Raw genomic sequence first — 20962 nt, 5'->3', positions numbered from 1 at the left:
TCAAAAAATAAATGTAGGACTTAAGCATACACGCCATTTATGTATGGTAGGGGCACGATATTATCGTGTCCCTACTTCCTTCTCTTATTCAGCAGGTTGGTTCCCCTGGTTCCATTAGAGGACTGGGAAGCTTCTATGTATTTCTACGGTGCGGTCTATCAAGACGGCAAATCACGATATCTCTAATGTAACCAGACTCGAAAATCATCAAAGCCTTACTATATCGGGTTTTCAGCCGGAATAATGTCGCCATTTTTACCAGATTTCCACGGAAATCCCAGACATCTTCATCAAAACTTTAAATTAAGGGTTAATTTTCCGGATATCTTCATCGAAGCTTTATAGACATGTATCGAAGGTTACTTTATATTGAACGATAGAGCGAATTCAATGAAGCTTAAGCCAGATATGGCAAGCGATTCAGGGTTTTGCTCACATCTAGCAACTATCTAATATTAAATTGAGTTAACTAGTCCTAAACAGCACTGACATGAAACGTTCTGCTTTTGTTCCCTCGGTTTTAGCTGCTACGCCAGTAGCAGCCGCCAGGTCTGAAAGTAATCAATTATAAGTCTTATTTTAGGGACTCCCTTTAGAAAATCAAGCTAGCTTGTCACTAATAACTGAGCAACGAAACCCATCCTTATTCATACGTCATAAGTTATATAAAAAAGCATTTACACCTTGTATTCTGCCTTTTGTTTGGCTTTATTGAGCAATTCAGGAGGTATGTTGGGTTTATTTATGAGTCTCACCAATACTCTGTTGGGTTTCACTTCGTTCAACCCAACCTACAACAACTAAAACAAGTAATTTAGCCAATATCACAAAAAGATTGACCCCCAATAGTCTTCCTGCGTCAAAAAACCAGGCTGGGGGTCTTCTTTGTGGTTATTTTTACTCAAGAGGGCATGAATACCGATACTTTGATCAAATCCTCAAATCCTTACCCAATAAGGCATCTCACCTTATAGCGATTAATCTTCATCGAAAGTTTACACAAATTAACTCATTCTTTATTGCTACTTTACCCAACACCTAAGTGAAGTCCCTTATAGTGTGAATATAGAAAAGCAAACAAGCCGAAGCAAATCAGTCCAAACGCTTCAGCAATCGAGTTATCTAGTCCTAAGGAGTCCTTAAATGAAATTCTCTTCTCTCGTTCCCTCTGTTTTAGCCGCTGCTGGTGTTGCCATCGCATCTTCAGCTTTCTCTCCTGCTCAAGCTGCCTTAACATCTTTAGGGACATGTAGCATCTCAGACTTACAAGGCGCTGAACTTTGTGAAGGTGCTTTTGAGGCTAATGATTCCTCAAGCACTGTAAATGATAATGCTCTTTTTGGTATCGATGAATGGTCACAACTATTTAAAGTAAATAGTTCTAGTGGCACTGATGGGGACTTGACAGTTTCAAAAAATAATGGTCAAGCTAAAAACGGAACCTGGAGTCTTACAGGCATCGATTTCAACACATCTAATATAATGGTTGTCCTCAAGGGCGGTCCATCCTTCAGTGCTTATTTACTTGATGGTGTTACTACTAGTGGTGACTGGAATACTGATGGGGTTGTAAAAGGTAACGGTGATCCAGGTCCTGGTTTATCTCACTTCACCGTGTATGAAGCACCCAAACCTGTTACAGATCCTGAAGCTGTTCCCGAACCCCTCACCATCTTGGGTTCAGCCACGGCTCTAGGAATCGGCGGTTTGCTCAAGCGCCAACAGTCCAAAAAGAACAACAAGGCTTAATTGAGTCTCAAATAATTCCTTCCGAGTTTACGTAGAAGCCCAGTAAACTCCTTCTGTCGAGTCAAGCAGAAGGGGTTATTTTTTTGTCATTTGTCATTTGTCCTTTGTCATTTGTCATTTGTCATTTGTCCTTTGTCATTTGTCCTTTGTCATTTGTCATTTGTCATTTGTCATTTGTCCTTTGTCATCAGTCTTGTAGGGTGGGTTAGGCGGGAATTTAATTAAGACAATAATCCTTCAGTGAAATATCCGCCGCAACCCACCAATGTCTTGAGAAATCATGTGTTATGAATGGTGCGTTACGCTGCGCTAACGCACCCTACAAATAATCGGTTTTTAAGGGTATATTGCTACACCAATTAAGATAACTGCTTGATAAATTCCTCTAAGGATTCCACCTCTAAAACAACTTCTACTAAACCTTCCAATTGATGAATATCTTTTTTCACACCTGTGTCCATCGCAGCGGTAGACGGTGACATGAGTTCGATAATCGCATCAGGATAGCGACCATTTTCTTCCCAAACAACCCAGCCTTGGCGTTTGCGTTCACCATCTACATTCAGAACCACAAAGAAATCAGATCCTCTAAAATCGCGATCGCGAATCTGCTGACTGTGGTGATATCAAACCTAATAGGTACTGTTTGTTCAGTAGTCAACTTAAAAAGAAGTAACCACAAAAAATAACGCCGTCCGGGAAGATCTGTAGAGAGGGGAGCAAGAATGTAGGGGCGGGTTTAGTTGCATTTTGGTGCAAAAGAAACGATAATAGTCAAACCCGCCCCTACAGACGGATCAAGATGCGCCGCCGATGTGGATATTTCGCACCCGCACCGGAACACAAGCATGGGTCATTTGGGCGATTTGCATAGGTTCGCCTTTACCGCATAAATTTGTCCCGCATTGTTGCCATTCAGATTTAGGTCCGATCGCGTCTACACTGTTCCAGAAGTCGGTGGTCATAGAATGATAGGTGACATCCTTTAACATTCCTACTACTTTCCCCTTTTCTACCTTCCAAAAAGCATCACCACCAAACTGAAAATTGCGCCGTTGCTGATCAATGGAAAAACTGCCAATGCCATCAATTAAAATACCATCTTCAGTATCGGCAATCATTTCGGCTAATGTCGCCGTATGACTTCCCCCCTCGACTCCCGGTTCTAAGCCTAAATTGGGAATGCGTACCATTGGCACACTTGACCAACTATCGGCAAAGGCGCTACCATTACTACTGCCTCGCCCCAATCGATAGGCGGTTTCGCGATCCGTTAAATAATCAACTAAAATTCCATCCTTGACAACGTACCACTCTTGTGATGGTACGCCCTCGTCATCATATCCCATGGTACTGCGTCCACCCGGTTGGGTGCGATCGGCTTTGAAATTGACCCAAGGTGCAGCATACTGGAGTTTCCCTAATTTATCAGTGGTGGCGAAACTGGTGCCAGCAAAGTTGGCTTCATAGCCATATACTCGATCTAATTCTGTGGGATGTCCGACGGATTCATGAATCGTTAGCCACAGGTTTGTCGGTTTCAGAATGAGCGTGGTGCGAATACCAGAGGGACTTTTCGGCGCATGGACTTTTTCAATCGCTTCTTCCGCCACCCGTTCCACTTGAGAAAGTAAATCCGCTCGGATAACATGCTCATAGCCCTTATTCATCGGCGGGCGTTCATAGCTGCGATTTTGAGCATCTCCATTCGCGATCGCAGTACAGCCAAATCCAGGATAGGTTCGATACAGCGTTTGGTGAATCAGCGAACCTTCCGTCGAAGCAAAGGTCTTATCTTCTTTGGTAAATTGTAAATACGAATATGCCTTTTTAATCCCCCGTTCGCCATAACTCAGCAGTTGGTCATTAATGTGCAACAGTAAATCGGCTTTCTCAGTAATCGGGATACTAAAGGGATCAATGTCCATCGGAGTGATATAGGTATCCTGATAAGCAGCGACAGGAACCAGTTGCACCCGTGTTTGCTGAGACAGGCGACTCCCCTTGGCAATTTCCACCGCTAACGTAACCAGGCGTTCCACCTCTGCTGGCGTTTTATAGGGACTCGCCGCAAAACCCCACGCCCCATCCAGTAACACCCGCACACCAAAGCCACCACTAACATTATCACAGAGTTGACTCAGAGAGCGATCGCGGGCATAAAGATTTTGATGGCGGTAGGTGCAAAATCGGACATCGCCGTATTCACAGCCAGCTTGACGAATTAAATCAATCGCCAGTTGAGCCAAATCCGTTGCGGTGGTGGTTGGGGTGAGTGCTTGTACCATCGTCTATTGTTAAAATCCATTGACTTAGGTTAAATGTATTGTATCGGACTGAAAACCGCTATATTCATCTCTGGCAATCGACAAATTAATCTTCATATCCGACTCAATTTTCTTACCCCCTTCACCCACCGATTTCGTTGTCGCGATCGCACCGGAAATTGGGGCAGCATACCGGGGTATAGCACAAGCCACGAGGGGAATATGGCGATCCGTGACAATAACACCTTGATTCGGATCATAGCCTTGCCAGCCTGCACCGGGTAAGTAAATCTCTACCCAAGCATGAAGATATCGTTGCGATCGTTCTAGATTACCCTCCTGATATCCACTGACAAACCGTGCGCCTAATCCCATCACCCGACAAACGTCCATGAATAGTACCGCTAAATCGCGACAAGAGCCTTTCTTTAAGTCCCAGGTTTTACGGGGAGACCGAGGCGCACCTTTTTCCCGATACTGGGGTTTACAATGGCTGTAGAGATATTGGTTGAGTGTTTTGACAAAGTGAACGGTATCGCCATTAACTTGATGGTAAATATCCTGGGCTAATTGCTGAATCGAATTCCCGGAGGTAGGGTCATAAAATTGCTGATAAGGCTGTAACTGAGAGAACCAGTAGTCGGGGTATGTAATCGGTAATTGAGTCGCCCAGGATTCCAGTGGAATGGTATCGGGATTAGTTCGACAGGTTTCCACAACGGATGTAGCGCTGATCGTTAATTGTTCGGTACTGGTATTAAACGAAAGTTTCGCGATCGCATTCCCATCAAGTTCGATTATCTCAGCGATTTTCTCAGGTTTGGGTTCAATCTCCAATGTAAACGAATGCAGTTGCTGAGTCCCGTCACACCGGGGACGTAGCCTGATAATATGGGGTTTTAAAATAACGGGTTGATTATAGGTATAGGTTGTGGTGTGGCAAATTTTATAACGCACGATAATTTAATCTCCCCTGCTCCTCTAGACGTGCCATGACACGTCTCTACATGGCTCCCTCGCTATACCGGTTCTACCGCACAAAATGTTTTCGAGATTTGATTGCCGACTTGATTAATTTCGATTTGCATTTGGTTTAAAAATTCATGCAAGCCATTCTCAAAAACATCTTCTATTGTCAGATATCCGAGTTGAGAACACAAGCGCCCTAACCCCCGTTCGGCTGGGTTGCACCAGGTTCCACGGGGAGTGCTAGTAATTTGATGCAATGATTGTTCCGCTTGCGCTAGACAGAAGTGAATTGAGCGGGGAAACTGGCGGTTGAGGATCAGAAACTCAGCGACACCGTTAGGAGTAATCCGATGCTGAGACTTGCGATACATCTCATAAGCACTGGCAGATTTCAGCAGTGCCATCCATTGAATTTGATCCAATGGCGTTCCTACCCACTGTACCGAAGGAAGTAACACAAAATACTTCACATCGAGAATTCGGGTTGTTTTATCTGCCCGTTCTAATAATCTACCCAGTTGCCCAAAATGCCATCCCTCATTATGCGTCATCGTGGCATCCATAACCCCAGCAAAGCGATGGCTAGCCAGTTTAACTTGGGTGCAAAAATCAGGCAATGTTCCCAATGTTCCTGCTTGAGACGCCTCTTTAACCATCAGGAAAAATTGATTGACCTCTTCCCACATTTCGGAGGAGATTACTTCCCGAACCGAACGGGCATTCTCGCGAGCGAGTTGGAGTACAGATAGAATCGAATTGGGATAGTTCGAGTCAAAGGTGAGGAAGTGGATAACATTGTCCGAGGTAGCCTCGCCGTAGCGTTCTTGGAATACATCTCGATCGCCCGTTGTAATCACCAAGGGTTCCCACTGCTGAGTCACTCCTGGGGGCATATCCAGCATGGAATTTAAGTTAACATCCACAAATCGGGCAATATTTTCTGCCCGTTCGATATAGCGATTGAGCCAATAGATAGAATCAGCAACCCGACTTAGCATAAATTAGTCCTTTGTCCTTTGTCCTTTGTCCTTTGTCATTTGTCCTTTGTCATTTGTCCTTTGTCATTTGTCCTTTGTCATTTGTTGTGTTGAGGAAGTTATTAACAAAGGACTAGCTTTGGAACAGTGTAATTCATGAGTGATTCAGCACCCACGTATCTTTACTTCCGCCCCCTTGGGATGAATTCACCACCAGAGAACCCTTTCTCAACGCCACACGGGTTAATCCGCCGGGATGAACATAAATGTCGTCTCCCCGATGCAAAATATAAGGGCGCAAATCGACATGTCGTCCTTCTACCTGATGATCAATCAAGGTTGGCACTCGCGACAAACAAAGGATCGGTTGGGCGATATAATTGCGAGGATTGGCTTTAATTCGTTCCGCAAACTCCGCCCGTTCTACCTCAGTGGAACTCGAACCCACTAACATACCATACCCCCCCGACTCATTGGCAGACTTAACCACGACGTTTTCTAAATTATTCAAGACATAATTTCGGTCTTGTTCTTGCCAACATAAATAGGTGGGAACATTGGATAAGATTGGTTCTTCTCCCAGGTAATAACGAATCATTTCGGGGACATAAGCATAGACAACCTTATCATCGGCTACGCCTGTTCCGGGTGCATTAGCTAAGGCGACTCGCCCTTGACGATAAACGTCCATCAATCCGGGTACACCTAAGAGGGAATCCGGACGAAAGACTTGGGGATCTAAAAAGTCATCATCGACACGACGATACACCACATCCACGCGCCGCAATCCTTTCGTCGTTCGCATTTGCAAATAGCCATCCACGACGACTAAATCTCGACCTTCGACCAATTCCACCCCCATTTGCTGGGCTAAAAAGGAATGTTCAAAGTAGGCGGAGTTGTAAATACCGGGAGTCAGGACAACAACAGTAGGATCAGGAAGTTGAGGTGGTGCTAAATTGAGCAGCGTTTCTAGCAAATGGCTGGGATAATCGTCCACGGGTTGAATTGCCAGGGTTTGGAAGATTGCCGGGAATGTACTTTTCATCACCCGCCGATTTTCCAAGACGTAGGAGATGCCCGAAGGTACACGCAGGTTATCTTCCAGAACATACCACTGACCCTCGCGATCGCGCACCAAATCTGTTCCGGTAATGTGACACCAGACATCGCTAGGCGGCTTTAAGCCGACGCAAGGCTTGAGAAATCCCGTTGCCGAAAAAACAACTTCGTGGGGGATTTTACCATCGTTGAGAATACGCTGTTCCCCATACATATCGTTGAGGAAGAGGTTCAGCGCTGTAATTCGTTGTTTGAGTCCTTGCTCTAGGGTTTTCCATTCCTGAGCCGAGATAATCCGGGGAATGATATCAAAAGGGAACACCCGTTCAATACCCTGATTATCACTGTAGACGCTAAAGGTTACGCCTAACTTGAGCAGAGCAACTTCAGCCGTTTCCCGGTGTCGCTGGAGTTCATCAGGGCGTAGTCCCTGCATCCATTGAATCAGGGCAGCGGCTGATGGTCGTGGCTGCCCTTTGGCTGAGAACAGCTCATCATAGAAGTCTTCTGGATTGTAGAGATCCCATTGTACTGCCACGTTTACTACACCCCTCCTCCTTGATGTACACCCTACGTATTCCAAGATTGGTCGAAATTGGATCTAGAACTGTAGTGAATATTACCGTTTACCAAGAGTGCAGGTAAAGATGTTCTCGGAAATATAGCGCTACGCGCTAGGCAATAGGGAACAGGGAACAGGGAACAGGGAACAGGGAATAGGGAACAGGGAATAGGGAACAGGGAACAGGGAACAGGGAATAGGCAATGGGCAACACCTCGGACTTCGGCGTGAGCGCGGACCCCTGAGCCTGTCGAAGTTCAGTCGAACGCTTACCTCGACTTACTTCGGCTTGCCTCGACTTACTTCGGCAACACGCTCAGTAACACGCTCGGTAACACGCTCGGTGTGTCATGGGCAATAGGTAAGGTAGAGTTTTGAGTTAACCTCCCCTATCTCCCCTATCTCCCTCTGCTTCCCCAGCTCCCCCAGCTTCCCCTGCTCCCAGACGTAGCATGCTACGTCTCTACATTGCTTCCCCTTCCTCTCCCTTGTGCCTTCTGCCTTAACTGTTAATGGTTGGCAATGGAGGTGGCGACTCTAACCGCATTGGCGCAAAATATCGGCTCTTAACCACACTGGTTGGTTTCCAGGGTGGATGCCAATAGACCTCTTGAATCACCGCTTTAGCATCATCCGGTGACCATTGGAAACTGACAACGCTAATGTTATTACAGCCAACAATTTCGTCACCCTCTTGTAGCCAGCGATTTCGCCATAACCACGATAGAGAACCGACTAAAAGCTTTCGCCATAGAGGTGACTTCTGATGTGATTCTGGCTGAGGATGTCGCTTCAGCCAAGGAACAGATTCCGCTTTTTGGCGTTTACTCCACTCTGTTCGATACCGCCAGTCGGGTTGCGATCGCTCCTCCTTGAGGGCGACTTGCCACGCGATGTCCCAATTACCTTGAGCAACCTGGATTTGCTGCCAAAAGGGTCCTTGACTGGGGACTGGCACATCTTGGATTCTCACTTTACCGGGAGTGGCGATAATTTCCACCAGTGGCGGCGGTGTCTGCCATCCGACCCAATATTCCGGTTGTTCTAATGCTAGTGATTTAACTTTGGTATGAACTAAATAGGTCTTCAACTCAGCATTTTTGATTGAACTGGAGGTTAACTGTACCAACACCGATGCCAAGTTATGATTGTCTCTCTCTTCAGCTTCCCAGACGTAGCCTGCTGCGTGTCTCTGGAGTTTCCCACGGGGATTCGACCAATAGTTGAGGCGAACCACGTAGCCATAGTGAATATCCCCCGACAGCAACACGATGCGATCGCGTCGCTGAAATAGGGCGGTTAATAGCTTACTAAAGGCGACATCGTGAAAGTTCCACGAATCCCCCACATCTGTACCAAATACTTTACCCTGATGCCAATGCCACCGTTGGGCGATATCCACTAACGACGCATGGATCAGGTTGGTTGGTAAAACCATTAACGTGGCTTCAATCTGCGACTTACCCGCTGCTTTTAGCTGATCGGTTACTTCTAGGGGATCTTCAATCTGCTGGTCAAAGGCTGTCGGGGATAATAGCATCGGCGGCGCGATTTCTTGATCCTCTCCCATGGGAAAACCGCGCCACGTCCGTGTATCTAAGACGATAACTTCGTGCTTAAAACTTCTAACGCTATAGTGCCAGGTTAAAGTGGGAGTACCATCTGAATTATTCCGATTCAGAATTAAAACCGCTCCATCCTGTTTCAATTTCGGCAATCCTGTTTCGGCTTCAATGTCAGGCACTCCCAAACATTTCCCCATCACTTCCCAGGCGGATGCATCTGTCCCGGCTGATTCTGACCATTGTTGCAATGCTTGCAAGAATTTTTCTCCCGGTTGTCCCGAGGTAAACTGTTCTGGTGTATTTCCCCACGCCTGACACAAGGCATAAGCTAATAGTCCATTTTGGATGATCCGTCTGCCCAGAGGTTTACCTAAAACTCGGTTACACCACTCCCGATTCAAATACCAGTCATCGCTAATATCGTGGTCATCAAAAACCATATAAGTTGGCACATTCGCTAGCGATCGCCTAACTTGCCACAAATACCTGGAAAAGTCCTGAATCGCATCAACTTCCTCATCCCATGATTTCGACTTTTTCCCCCTTGTCTTGCCTTTGGTAAAGGGATTCACCCACAGGATTGGCGACAAAGACAACAGATACATCGCCAAATATTCACCCAAACTAAATAGATGGCTTTTAGAGCGTTCAGGTTGATTCTCCAACATCGCCGTTAAGCCAGCATAATTTCGGGCAATTTCTGTGCGCTGTCCCGGTTTCCATTCACTCACTTTTTTCCAGGAATACCCCTTGACAAAATCACCTTTATAGGGCAATTCTTCCTGCCAACCGAGTAACGTATTCCCGATATCGCTGAGGGCGGCTAACAGGGGATCAGCCACATCATCGGCGTAAATTTGGTCTCCGGTTAAAAAGAGTTGATGCGGTCTATGATTAGGTTGATCGGCTGACTGTTCGATTAAACCATCTAGCAGGGGTAGGGCATCTAGTCCATTCCCGTGGGCTTTGCGACAGGAACCGTGAACTATCCGCAGATGATTTAAGTCATCCGGCGGCATGGCAAATGTGGGCAGATTGTGTTCTAAATAGCTAATGGTGATGAAGGGAAAAACGTCTCTGGCGTTGAGGGCATCATTGAGGGTTTGATTGCGATCGCCAAATTCTAAATCGTAGGCATAAATCTGTCCCGGTTCGAGTAAATATCCATCAACAGGTTTAGCCGTTACCGCGACAATATGCAGGTATTTGCCCACAGCGACAGTGGCGCGTGATCCAGTCAACTGTTCCCGATCAAGGGTTTTACCCTGACCTGCGATCGTGGTATACACTCTAAGTGTGACTAAACTCGGCGCTTTCAATGCCAGCCAAACCGTGACGCTATCAGGATCGGTACGCCGCAAGATGGGACCTGCCAAAATGAGCGGCAGGTGTGTCAGTTGTTGCTCAAAGTCGCTGTAGGCGTCGAGTAAAGGCATTGCATTGATGAGTAGATGTGTTGATTAGCCCGTTCTGTTCAAATCGTTCATTATCATCCATTATGTCAGACATTAAAAATAGTATCGCAGCGGCTTGTTTAGGATTGGGCTTATTCTGGGCAAATACTTTACCATCCTTGGCTGATTCTCCTGAGCTATTACCGACTAAAGTCGAATGTATCAACGTCTTCGGATCAATTTTGGCAGGATTGTTATCTACAAGAGAAATGGAAACTCCTCCCTTATCTTTATCGAGATGTTCTGAAGTGCTTGAAACCCGTTATATGGCAAGTGGTTCAATGGAGCCAACTTTGCCAATTGATGTTCACATCTTAGTGGATAAAACAGCTTATATATCTCAGCCTCCTCAACGGAGTGATATTATTTTATTTCAGCCCACTCCAACGCTTAGGGAACTGGATTTTACCGACCCTTTTCTCCATCGCGTGATTGGCTTGCCCGGAGAAACCGTAGAAGTAAAAGATGGTTTAGTTTATATCAATGGTCAATCCTTGTTAGAAGATTATATCAAAGAAGCCCCTGAGTATCACTATGGACCTGTTGTCGTTCCTGATAATCATTATCTCGTCCTCGGAGATAATCGCAATAACTCTTATGACAGTCATTATTGGGGATTTGTCAACCAGGAATTAATAATCGGTCAAGCCATAGCGATTATCTATCCAGCCGAGCATCAACAACTCTTAGATAATTCCAATTCTTTAGATGAAGAAACAAAGGTATCAGTGTTTAGGCTCATGGAAAACTTATCATCTTTGTATGAGATATATTCATCTGAAGGAATAGAGACCCCTGAATCGCAGGAAGCGGAAGGCAAGATATATGTTCACTCGATGAATCGAGCGCAAAAGGCATTTTACCTTGAGAATGGATACTTTAGTTCTGATTTGAGTGGACTGGATCTGGGCATTGACTCAGAAACGGAAAACTATAGTTACACTATTATCGTTACTGACGACAAACAAATTATTCAAAATACTGGAATCGCTAAAACTCCGGAGATAAAAAGCTACGTGGGTATCGTATGGATTGGCAAAAATGATGATACAAATGAACAGACTACACGGGCGATACTCTGTGAAAGCGATCGCCCAACCACCACCCCACCGCCCAAAGCCATGTTGCCCGTCGATGAAACGCAAGAGCCAACTTGTCCTATTGGTTATTCAAGTATTGAATAATGAGTTATTAGGTAGATATCATAGTATAAATAAATGGTGATAGCTTCGCGAGAAATTACCTAGGAATACTCCACTAAAATGCCGTTTTCAAATAGCAACAATTCTGTCATTAATCAACTGCTGACAGCTCTACCCAATCAGGAATACCAGCGCATTGTTCCTTATCTAGAAGAAGAATCTCTGCCATTAGGACAAATTCTTTATCAACCTGGAGAACCGATTCTCCATGTCTATTTTCCCAATCGGGCAATGGTTTCGTTAGTCACCCTCTTGACAAATGGTTCAACAACGGAAGTAGGCATGGTAGGAAAGGAGGGGATGGTTGGTATTCCTGTATTTCTGGCGGATGGGATAGCAATCAACCAAGGCGTTGTGCAACTCGAAGGCACCGGGATGAAAATGGATGCCTCGATTCTGAAACGCGAGTTTGAGCGAGGGGGGAGATTGCAGCGATTGCTCCTCTGCTACACCCAAACTCTCTTAAATCAGGTGAGTCAAACGGCGGCTTGCAATCGCCAGCATCGGCTAGAACAACGGCTGGCTCGGTGGTTACTCTCTGCTCAGGATAGTATTTCTGGCTCTGAGTTGCGACTCACTCAAGAATTTCTGGGCAATATGCTGGGAACCCGTCGGGCTACGGTGACAGTCGCGGCGGGCAAGCTTCAGGAAACAGGTGCAATTCGCTCTCACCGAGGAAAAATTACCATTCTCAATCGGGAACTCCTGGAAACTCTAGCGTGTGAATGTTACAGGGTTGTCAAGCACGAGTGCGATCGCTTACTTTATCCCCCAAATGGCGATCGGTGATGTCATTTGTCATTTGTCATTTGTCATTTGTCATTCGTCATTTGTCATTTGTCATTTGTGATAATTGAACGGTTAGGGCGGGGCGGGTTTAGTTATATCAGGGTGAAAACGAAACGTTAGTGGTAAAACCCGCCCCTACAAAAGATGTTTCATCGGAACGTCTCAGCTTCCCCTGCTTCCCCTGCTTCCCCTGCTTCCCCTGCTTCCCCTGCTTCCCCTGCTCCCCTTGCTTCCCCTTGCTTCCCCAGCTTCCCCTGCTTCCCCAGCTTCCCCTGCTTCCCCTGCTTCCCCTGCTTCCCCTGCTTCCCCTGCTTCCCCTGCTTCCCCTGCTCCCCCTGCTTCCCCTGCTTCCCCTGCTTCCCCTGCTCCCCCTGCTCCCAGACGTAGCATGCTACGTCTCTACATTGCTCCCCCAGCTCTGCCCCTGTACGCTACCGTACCGACGAATACTCTTCATTGTGTAATGCTTGAACAGCAAAAGGTCTAATTCAATCTTTGCCAGCGTAGGCGATCGCGGTTGAATCAACAAAAGCTAGGCAACACCAATGAACCACAATTTCAAAAATAGGCGGATTTTAGTTGTAGATCACAATGCCGATTCCAGAGAATTACTCAGCATCATTTTTGAGCAAGAAGAAGCCAATGTTCTGACTGTTACTAGCGCTAAGGAAGCTTTAGAGGTATTTGAGGATTTTCAACCGGATATTCTACTATGTGAGCTACTTCTGCCAGGAGAAGACGGCTATTGGCTGATCCGTCAAATCAGAGGCTTAGAGACAAAAGTAGGGTATCATGTCACCGCGATCGCGGTGACGGTGGCGGCTACTGAGCCAAATCGCCAACTCGCCCTAGCCACAGGGTTTGACAGCCATATTGCGAAACCGCTCAAGGTTGATGATTTATTAGCGATCGCGGCTATCCTTGAGCAGGGTAAATTTTGTCCCCAATTGGCACAATAACCGAAGACGCATTGAAATTGTAATTGTATAGGATGCAATCAGGTAGAATGTAACTCGTCTTAACCAGGAGATCAGAGAGAAACGCTTTGGTGATGAACGATTTATTAAAAGGCATCAATGTCTACCTGATTGGCATGATGGGTGTCGGTAAAACTACCGTAGGGCAACGATTGGCAAAAGAACTCGGCTATCGTTTTGTAGACACAGATTTCCTGATTGAACAAGTAGCAGGACAAACCATTAACCAGATTTTTGCTGACAGGGGAGAGGACGAATTTCGCCAGGTAGAAGCTCAAGTCTTGTCAGAAGTATCCGCTTACACTAACTTAACTGTTGCTACAGGTGGTGGCATTGTACTCAAACAGATGAATTGGAGTTATCTACACCAAGGTTTAATTGTCTGGTTAGATGCACCTGTAGACCTATTAATACAGCGTCTGCAAGATGATACTACCCGCCCCTTATTACAAACAACTGATCCAACAGTAGCCCTGCAAAATTTACTTGATAAACGGCGTCATTTGTATGCAGAAGCCGATCTTCACATTCCAATTAGTGTCAGTGATACACCGGAATTCATTACATCACAGATAATGGCAGCAATTCCTTCAGTTCTTAAATAAAATTAAAGGAGTAGGTTGGGTCGAGGGACGAGACCCAACAAACAAAAACTTGATGTAAATCTGTTGGGTTTCACTTTGTTCAACCCACCTACAAAAGATTATAACGAATCAACTATTCCCATTTGTTTAGGATATCTTTGATTAAAACTTCTTTTAAGCAAACCTGAGCCACGACAACAATGGGAAGCGCCAAGAACAAGCCAAAGATCCCGAAAAATATAGCAAAAGCCATCTGAGATAATAACGTAACCGCTGGCAGTAAAGACACCTGTTTTTGCATAACCAGCGGGGTTAAAATATTACTTTCAATTTGCTGAATTACTATATACAAAATCACAACCGCTAGAGCTTTCCAAGGCGTATCAAGTAAAGCCAATGCCACGGGAGGAATTACGCTTAAAGTCGGACCCAAATTGGGGATAAAGGTAAATATACCCGCTAACAAACCATTTGCTAGGGGCAATTGTATCTGCAAAATCCATAACCCCAGCCCACTCAATATAGCAATTACCGTCATGTTAAAGAGGATACCAACTGCCCAACCTCCCAGAGTATCTTCACATTCATCGAGAATCTCCTGCATTCGGCGGCGATAAAAGGCAGGAAATAGGAGGATAAAACCTTTGCGGTAGGGTTCGGGATTGGCGAGTAACATAATGGTTACAACCACAACTAACAACATGTTCAAGACTACGCCAATTGAACTATAGAATATATCAAAAAAGTTGCCAAATAGTTTGGTTGCCCATGAGCGCAGATTTTGGGTAAAGACTTTCAATCCGCCAATATCCTCTAAAAGTCCATCGGGAACTAAATTTCTCACCCAGTTTGCCCATTCAGGAATTTGTTGTAATCCAATTGGAACTAAATCAATTAATTGCTGAACTTGATCAACAAATGGTGGTACAACCAGGACAAAAAAACCAATCATTAATCCGAGGCAAAAACCTACGGATATAATAATAGCGAAACTGCGTTTGAGCCGAAAGCGTAGCAGAAATCGCACCATTCGGTTAAGTGTAGTGGCAAAAACTACGGCAGCAAAGCCAAGCAAAATGACTGTTTTAATTTTCCACAGAATGTAAACCGAGATGATCAATAAGAACAATCCCAGTAATGGACCTATATGCACAAAGTTGCCTCCAGTCAAAGGTTAGATTAACCAAATTTATTTAGCGCAAGTCGGTTGAAACTAAATAGAATCCTTTTTCAGTCGTCTTTAGAGGACTTGAGCTTTTAGCCAGAGACTTGAATCTCTGGCGGGAACTCTTGGTATTTAACCAAGGATTCTAATAAATTACCCTAAATAGGGCAGAAGCGCTATATTGCTTCTTTTACCCAGAAGGAGAGATGCTTACCTCTGAAAGTTGTGGTAGCATCCCGATATTGGTGGTAGAAATACCAGTATTGCTCAAACTCTAACTTTCCATAGACGATAAACTTGCCTCAGTATGCTTTGCTAAGGTATAACCGTTTATCAATAATAATGCTTTATGACATCCACTTCACTAACCGAACCAGCAATTGCTACTTTGGTACTGACAAACGCTGTCGAAAAAACAGGTCAACCAATCGCAGGACAGTTGCTTGAACAACGTCACAACTTATGGCATCTACTTCAAGATAGATTTCCCACAACGGCAACTGAGATTGAACTAACTGAGCAACAGCCCTTAAATGGCAATCAAGCGGCTCGCATCGCCAAACATATCGAAGAAGTCGCTCAAACAGACTCAGAGGTGGCTCAAAGCGTTCAAGCTATAGCAGATACCGTACAGTCTCAACCAAAGAGCCTGGATAAATTTACGAAGGTAGCTCAAGACATTAAGATGGGAGTACAGGAACAGATTGCTAATAAAACCAACTTAGATTTATCTTAGTTTCGCAAGACGTTTCCTCATCAGTTGTCAGTTGTCAGTTATCAGTTGTCACCGACTTAGCACGAATGGCACGCTCAATAAACATTAGGGAATCACCGACACCTTTGATATACCGTAGTGGCGTGGCACACCTTATTTGATGAATTAGAATTGGTTCGTAGTGAGGGCTTCAGCCCTCTCCAGCTAAGCGTTATAGCACTCTTCGTGCTTACTACAAACAAAACCCTATTTTAGCTGTGCCACGCCGCCATCACCAACCTTAAGTCAGTACCATTCGACTTAGCACTGCTTATTGATCACTGTTCACTGATCACTGTTTACTGACTTTACATAGGAGGGTAACTCGAATCACGTTATACAGTCACCTGAGTTTTCCGATTCTCTGTATAGACTTTTAACTTCTCCTCCCGTGCCAAAAACTCCGCCAACTGTCCCTCAATTTGATCCCGGACAATATGACGATATTCCATAAAATGCTCGTTGTGAGCGCAAACAATTAAATAATGCTCCCAAACCGCTGGATTTCGCCGAATCATACTAAATAAATGATGCCAAAACTTCCAGCGTGTTTTCCGTTTCAGCCCCTGTCGCCAACACACAATTGCCACTGCCTTTAAATCTACCCAACTCGGCAATTTAAACGGGGGTTTACACTTAGGTTCTCCGAGTTTCAGGAAATACCGATACACCCGATCTAAATATTGCTCCGGCTCATATAATTGCCAAAACGCCTCCACATATTCCCGGGCAATTTCTTCTAAAGGGCGAGTGGGGATAAAATTCATTAACGTGGTTTGGTTAATATTGCCATCTTTGCCCCGAAGTCGCCCCTCCTTATCTAACCGATGCCACAATGCTGTATTCGGTAAAGCTTGCAACATAGCAAAGGTTGTAGTCGGAATTCCTGTCTGTTCAGCAAACCGGACAATCCGCGAACCCGCACCAGATTTTTCGCCATCAAAACCGACAATAAAACCAGCAATCACCCGCAATCCTGTCTCAGTAATAATATCCACGGATTCAGCCAACGAACTGCGGGTATTTTGGAATTTTTTGGTCAACTGTAAACTATCCTCATCGGGTGTTTCAATTCCCAGAAACACGGCATCAAAATAGCACTCGACCATTAATTGCATCAGTTCGGGGTCTTGTGCCAAGTCAACTGAGGCTTCGGTATTAAATCGGAAAGGATACTGGTGTGCTTCTTGCCAAACTTTTAATTCTTTGAGCAATAACTTGACATTCCGCTTATTGCCAATGAAATTATCATCGACCATAAACACACCCCGCCGCCATCCCAGTTCATAGAGATAGTCTAATTCTGCCAATAACTGGGCGGGTGTTTTCGTCCGGGGCTTGCGTCCATAGAGGACAATAATATCGCAAAATTCACATTGAAACGGACAACCGCGCGAGAATTGCACCGACATTGAATCATAAGCATCCAATTCCAATAAATCAAACCGAGGAATTGGCGTGGTTGTCACATCCGGTTTTTGCCCATTGGAACGGAATATGCCTGTCTCATCTCCCCGTTGAATCGCCTCGACAAACAGGGGTAACGTAATTTCGCCTTCGTCTAAAATCAGATAATCAGCCCCCGCTTCCTGCACCCCATCGGGAACAGAGGTGGGGAAAGGACCCCCACAAGCCACCCGTTTCCCTCGCCGTTTGGCTTCCCGGATTTGTGCCAGTAAATCCCCTTTTTGGACAATCATCGCTGAAAGAATCACAATATCCGCCCATTCCCATTCCGCTTCGGTGACGGCTCGGATATTGCGATCCACCAGTTTAAATTCCCACGTCTGTGGTAAAATAGCCGCAACAGTGACCAACCCTAAAGGAGGCAGCAAAACTTTGCGATCGACTAATTCTAATATTTTTTCATAAGACCAGAATGTCTTGGGAAAGAGGGGATAGACGAGCAATGCTTTCATATTAGAACTAAATCACCTAAAATTTGGCATCGGATAATAGTACACGTTTTAGCACAAATATCCGGTTAAAGTAACAAAATGAATTTCGAGTGAGTGCTTTTACCCCCTAAAGCAAACTTGCCAGGTGACAACTTATCGTTTCTCAAATTCTACAAAATTTTCACTCAAATCCTCTCAAAGCCTCTGCGCCCCTCTGCGTAACCCTCTGCGTTCCTCTGCGTTGAAAAAATAAAATCTTCACTCCATCATGCCAACATCCGACCTAAAAATAGTCTCCCTACTCCCTAGCGCTACCGAGATTGTCGCCGCTTTAGGCTTAACCGATGCAATTGTCGGGCGATCGCACGAATGCGACTATCCTCCCGACATCCAGAACCGCCCCATTTGTACCGAAGCGCGACTGAATGCCGAAAAACCCAGCGCCCAAATAGACCGGGATGTGCGTCGCTTAGTCAAGGACGCCCTGAGCATCTACCAAATTAAAACCGATATCCTGGAACAATTACAACCCACCCACATTGTTACTCAAGATCAATGTGATGTCTGTGCGGTCAATTTTCCAGAGGTGGAGAAAGCGGTGGCTGAACTCACCCACAGTCAGCCGAAAGTGATTTCCTTGCAGCCGAATCAATTAAGCGAGGTATGGGCAGATATTGAACGAGTAGCGGCTACATTAGGCGTAGACGCGCAACCCTTGCTGAATCGACTCCAATCTCGTGTGGACACCATTCAGCAAATGACACAGAACTTCTCCCTCGCCAATCAACCCACAGTCGCCGCGATCGAATGGACTGATCCGTTAATGGCTAGCGGTAACTGGATTCCCGAATTAGTCGATATGGCTGGGGGTCATCATTTATTTGCCGCTTTGGGGAAGCATTCGCCGTACTTAGAATGGGATGCACTACTGAAAACTGACCCCCAAGTTATGATTATTATGCCCTGTGGTTTCGATTTAGAGCGAACCCGTCAGGAAACCCAGCAGTTAACTCAGCGTTCAGAGTGGTCAGAGTTACAGGCGGTACGAAATAAGAGAGTCTATATTACCGATGGCAATGCTTATTTTAATCGTCCCGGACCCCGATTAGTGGATTCGTTAGAAATTTTGGCAGAAATCCTGCATCCAGAATCATTTAATTTTGGGTATCGCGGAAAGGCTTGGGAAATTTTTTAGGGTTGAGTGTTGAGTCTTCACTTCCTTCACCTTCAAGGGAACCTGATTTGTAGGGGCGGGTTTAGGGACTTCGCGCCAGCTATTGATGATAACGTTGGTTCAAAACCCGCCCTCATCTTCCCTATCTTCCCTATCTCCCCTATCTCCCCCAGCTTCCCCAGCTCCCCCAGCTCCCCCAGCTTCCCCAGCTCCCCCAGCTCCCCCAGCTCTCCCTCTGCCATCTGCCCTCAAGAAATGATATCACCAGGTTGTCCCCGGCTACCCCCATCACTGCACCTGCGTTCCTATCAGCAACAAGCGATAACCAACTGGTTTAGCAATCAGGGACGCGGTACGCTGAAGATGGCAACAGGGAGTGGCAAGACAATTACCGCCCTCGCGATCGCAAACCAACTCTATCACCAAATCGGCTTACAAGTCTTACTGGTTGTTTGTCCCTATCGTCATCTAGTTACCCAATGGGCGCGAGAATGTCAGACGTTTAATTTAGAACCGATTCTGGCATTTGAAAATGTACGCCATTGGCAAAATCAACTTTCTACTGCCCTTTATAACTTACAATCGGGCAATCAATCTTTTCTGACAATTATCACCACCAACGCCACATTGATCACAGAGGGGTTACAATCTCAACTCAAATACCTTCCCCCCAAAACCTTAATTGTTGGTGATGAAGCCCATAACCTAGGGTCTCGACGCTTAGAAGAGAGTTTACCGCGCAACATTGGCTTACGTCTTGCCCTATCCGCCACACCAGAACGCTATTTTGATGAAGAAGGAACCCACGGCTTATTCAACTATTTTGGCTCAGTTTTGCAACCTGAACTAACTTTAGCGGATGCGATTCACCAAGGCGCATTAGTTCACTATCTCTACTATCCAATATTAGTGGAATTAACCGAAACTGAATCAATCGCCTATGCCAAATTTACTAAACGCATTGGCTGGGCGCTAATGGATAATGAAGGTGTCGATATCCAGAATAATGATACTGTAACTGCCTTATTAATGCAACGCGCTCGTTTAATTGGGGCAGCGGCTAACAAGTTAACCGCATTGCAACAGTTAATGGCAGAACGATTAGAGACCTATCACACGTTGTTTTATTGTGGAGATGGTTCAGTTGAAGGCAGTGTAAGTCAGGAAACCACTCGTCAATTAGCAGCCGTAACCCGGTTATTGGGAAGTGAACTTGGATATCGGATTAACACCTATACAGCAGACACGCCTTTAGCCGAACGAGAGGAATTACGTCGTCAATTTGAAACCGGGAAATTACAAGGATTAGTGGCGATTCGCTGTCTTGATGAAGGGGTAGATATTCCAGCGATTCAAACCGCTGTCATTCTGGCTAGTAGTGGAAATCCCCGCCAGTTTATTCAACGGCGGGGGCGGATTTTGCGCCCGCATCCTGATAAGGAACGGGCAACTTTATTTGATATGATTGTTCTCCCTCCAGATTTAGGACGAGAAACCTTCGAGGTGGAACGGAATTTGCTCAAAAAAGAGTTGAAACGGTTTTTAGAGTTTGCTGATTTAGCCGATAATGCAGGAGAAGCCCGACTAAAATTGCTGCAACTTCAGAAACGGTATGGATTGCTGGACATTTGATCCTATAAGTAGGTGGACATAATTAACGTGAACGGTGAAGATTGTCATTCGTCATTTGTTATTTGTCATTTGTCATTTGTCATTTGTCATTTGTCATTTGTCATTTGTCATTTGTCATTTGTCATTTGTCATTTGTCATTTGTCATTTGTCATTTGTCATTCGTCATTTGTCATTTGTCATT

The 20962-nt window shown here is 45.3% G+C and carries 17 protein-coding genes and 1 pseudogene; 8 read left to right on the top strand and 10 right to left on the bottom strand.

The window, feature by feature from the left end:
* Positions 1–1143: 1143 nt before the first annotated feature.
* Positions 1144–1749, top strand: coding sequence for a PEP-CTERM sorting domain-containing protein (locus tag RIC07_RS16630; RefSeq protein ID WP_446395508.1), 606 nt, complete (start codon positions 1144–1146; stop codon positions 1747–1749).
* 359 nt (positions 1750–2108) lie between these two features.
* On the opposite strand, the pseudogene RIC07_RS16625 reads toward RIC07_RS16630, so the two are convergent.
* The 6 genes and pseudogenes from RIC07_RS16625 to RIC07_RS16600 all read right to left on the bottom strand — a co-directional run.
* Positions 2109–2375: pseudogene (locus RIC07_RS16625) on the bottom strand (Uma2 family endonuclease); the annotation flags it as partial.
* Positions 2376–2546: 171 nt separating this feature from the next.
* Entirely contained in the window at positions 2547–4037 is a 1491-nt protein-coding gene (locus tag RIC07_RS16620) for a TldD/PmbA family protein (RefSeq protein ID WP_446395507.1), read from the bottom strand.
* A gap of 24 nt (positions 4038–4061) precedes the next feature.
* On the bottom strand, positions 4062–4973 hold the full coding sequence (locus RIC07_RS16615; RefSeq protein ID WP_446395506.1) for a transglutaminase family protein: 912 nt from the start codon (positions 4971–4973) through the stop codon (positions 4062–4064).
* Positions 4974–5035: 62 nt separating this feature from the next.
* On the bottom strand, positions 5036–5983 hold the full coding sequence (locus RIC07_RS16610; RefSeq protein ID WP_446395505.1) for an alpha-E domain-containing protein: 948 nt from the start codon (positions 5981–5983) through the stop codon (positions 5036–5038).
* Between the two features lie 133 nt (positions 5984–6116).
* Positions 6117–7562, bottom strand: a complete 1446-nt coding sequence (locus tag RIC07_RS16605; RefSeq protein WP_446395504.1) for a circularly permuted type 2 ATP-grasp protein — start codon at positions 7560–7562, stop codon at positions 6117–6119.
* A 526-nt stretch (positions 7563–8088) separates the two neighbouring features.
* Entirely contained in the window at positions 8089–10587 is a 2499-nt protein-coding gene (locus tag RIC07_RS16600) for a PhoD-like phosphatase (protein WP_446395503.1), read from the bottom strand.
* 62 nt (positions 10588–10649) lie between these two features.
* On the opposite strand from RIC07_RS16600, the gene lepB reads away from it, so the two are divergent.
* Both lepB and RIC07_RS16590 read left to right on the top strand, forming a co-directional pair.
* Positions 10650–11789: a signal peptidase I gene (gene lepB / locus RIC07_RS16595; protein WP_446395502.1), complete on the top strand. Its 1140-nt coding sequence runs from the start codon at positions 10650–10652 to the stop codon at positions 11787–11789.
* Positions 11790–11867: 78 nt separating this feature from the next.
* Positions 11868–12596, top strand: a complete 729-nt coding sequence (locus RIC07_RS16590; protein ID WP_446395501.1) for a Crp/Fnr family transcriptional regulator — start codon at positions 11868–11870, stop codon at positions 12594–12596.
* Positions 12597–12758: 162 nt separating this feature from the next.
* On the opposite strand, the gene RIC07_RS16585 is transcribed toward RIC07_RS16590, so the two are convergent.
* Positions 12759–12986: a hypothetical protein gene (locus RIC07_RS16585; RefSeq protein ID WP_446395500.1), complete on the bottom strand. Its 228-nt coding sequence runs from the start codon at positions 12984–12986 to the stop codon at positions 12759–12761.
* Between the two features lie 155 nt (positions 12987–13141).
* On the opposite strand from RIC07_RS16585, the gene RIC07_RS16580 reads away from it, so the two are divergent.
* Together RIC07_RS16580 and RIC07_RS16575 are read left to right on the top strand one after the other, a co-directional pair.
* Positions 13142–13555, top strand: coding sequence for a response regulator (locus tag RIC07_RS16580; RefSeq protein WP_446395499.1), 414 nt, complete (start codon positions 13142–13144; stop codon positions 13553–13555).
* Positions 13556–13647: 92 nt separating this feature from the next.
* Positions 13648–14178 carry a shikimate kinase gene (locus RIC07_RS16575; protein ID WP_446395498.1) on the top strand — a complete coding sequence of 177 codons (531 nt, stop codon included), beginning with the start codon at positions 13648–13650 and terminating at the stop codon, positions 14176–14178.
* Positions 14179–14290: 112 nt separating this feature from the next.
* On the opposite strand, the gene RIC07_RS16570 is transcribed toward RIC07_RS16575, so the two are convergent.
* Positions 14291–15310, bottom strand: coding sequence for an AI-2E family transporter (locus RIC07_RS16570; RefSeq protein ID WP_446395497.1), 1020 nt, complete (start codon positions 15308–15310; stop codon positions 14291–14293).
* A gap of 361 nt (positions 15311–15671) precedes the next feature.
* On the opposite strand from RIC07_RS16570, the gene RIC07_RS16565 reads away from it, so the two are divergent.
* Entirely contained in the window at positions 15672–16058 is a 387-nt protein-coding gene (locus tag RIC07_RS16565) for a hypothetical protein (RefSeq protein ID WP_446395496.1), read from the top strand.
* 353 nt (positions 16059–16411) lie between these two features.
* On the opposite strand, the gene RIC07_RS16560 is transcribed toward RIC07_RS16565, so the two are convergent.
* Positions 16412–17995, bottom strand: a complete 1584-nt coding sequence (locus tag RIC07_RS16560; protein ID WP_446395495.1) for a B12-binding domain-containing radical SAM protein — start codon at positions 17993–17995, stop codon at positions 16412–16414.
* Positions 17996–18242: 247 nt separating this feature from the next.
* On the opposite strand from RIC07_RS16560, the gene RIC07_RS16555 reads away from it, so the two are divergent.
* Complete coding sequence (locus tag RIC07_RS16555) at positions 18243–19169, top strand: cobalamin-binding protein (RefSeq protein ID WP_446395494.1); 927 nt, start codon at positions 18243–18245, stop codon at positions 19167–19169.
* A gap of 99 nt (positions 19170–19268) precedes the next feature.
* Here the strand turns inward: RIC07_RS16555 and RIC07_RS16550 are convergent, their stop codons facing one another.
* Positions 19269–19400: a hypothetical protein gene (locus tag RIC07_RS16550; RefSeq protein ID WP_446395493.1), complete on the bottom strand. Its 132-nt coding sequence runs from the start codon at positions 19398–19400 to the stop codon at positions 19269–19271.
* A 3-nt stretch (positions 19401–19403) separates the two neighbouring features.
* Here RIC07_RS16550 and RIC07_RS16545 point away from each other — a divergent pair, with 3 nt between their 5' ends.
* Positions 19404–20780, top strand: coding sequence for a DNA phosphorothioation system restriction enzyme (locus RIC07_RS16545; RefSeq protein WP_446395492.1), 1377 nt, complete (start codon positions 19404–19406; stop codon positions 20778–20780).
* Positions 20781–20962: the final 182 nt, after the last annotated feature.

The sequence above is a fragment of the Coleofasciculus sp. E1-EBD-02 genome (assembly GCF_040218245.1).
GTDB lineage: Bacteria > Cyanobacteriota > Cyanobacteriia > Cyanobacteriales > Coleofasciculaceae > Coleofasciculus.
This window is presented reverse-complemented; position numbering and strand designations above follow the sequence as displayed.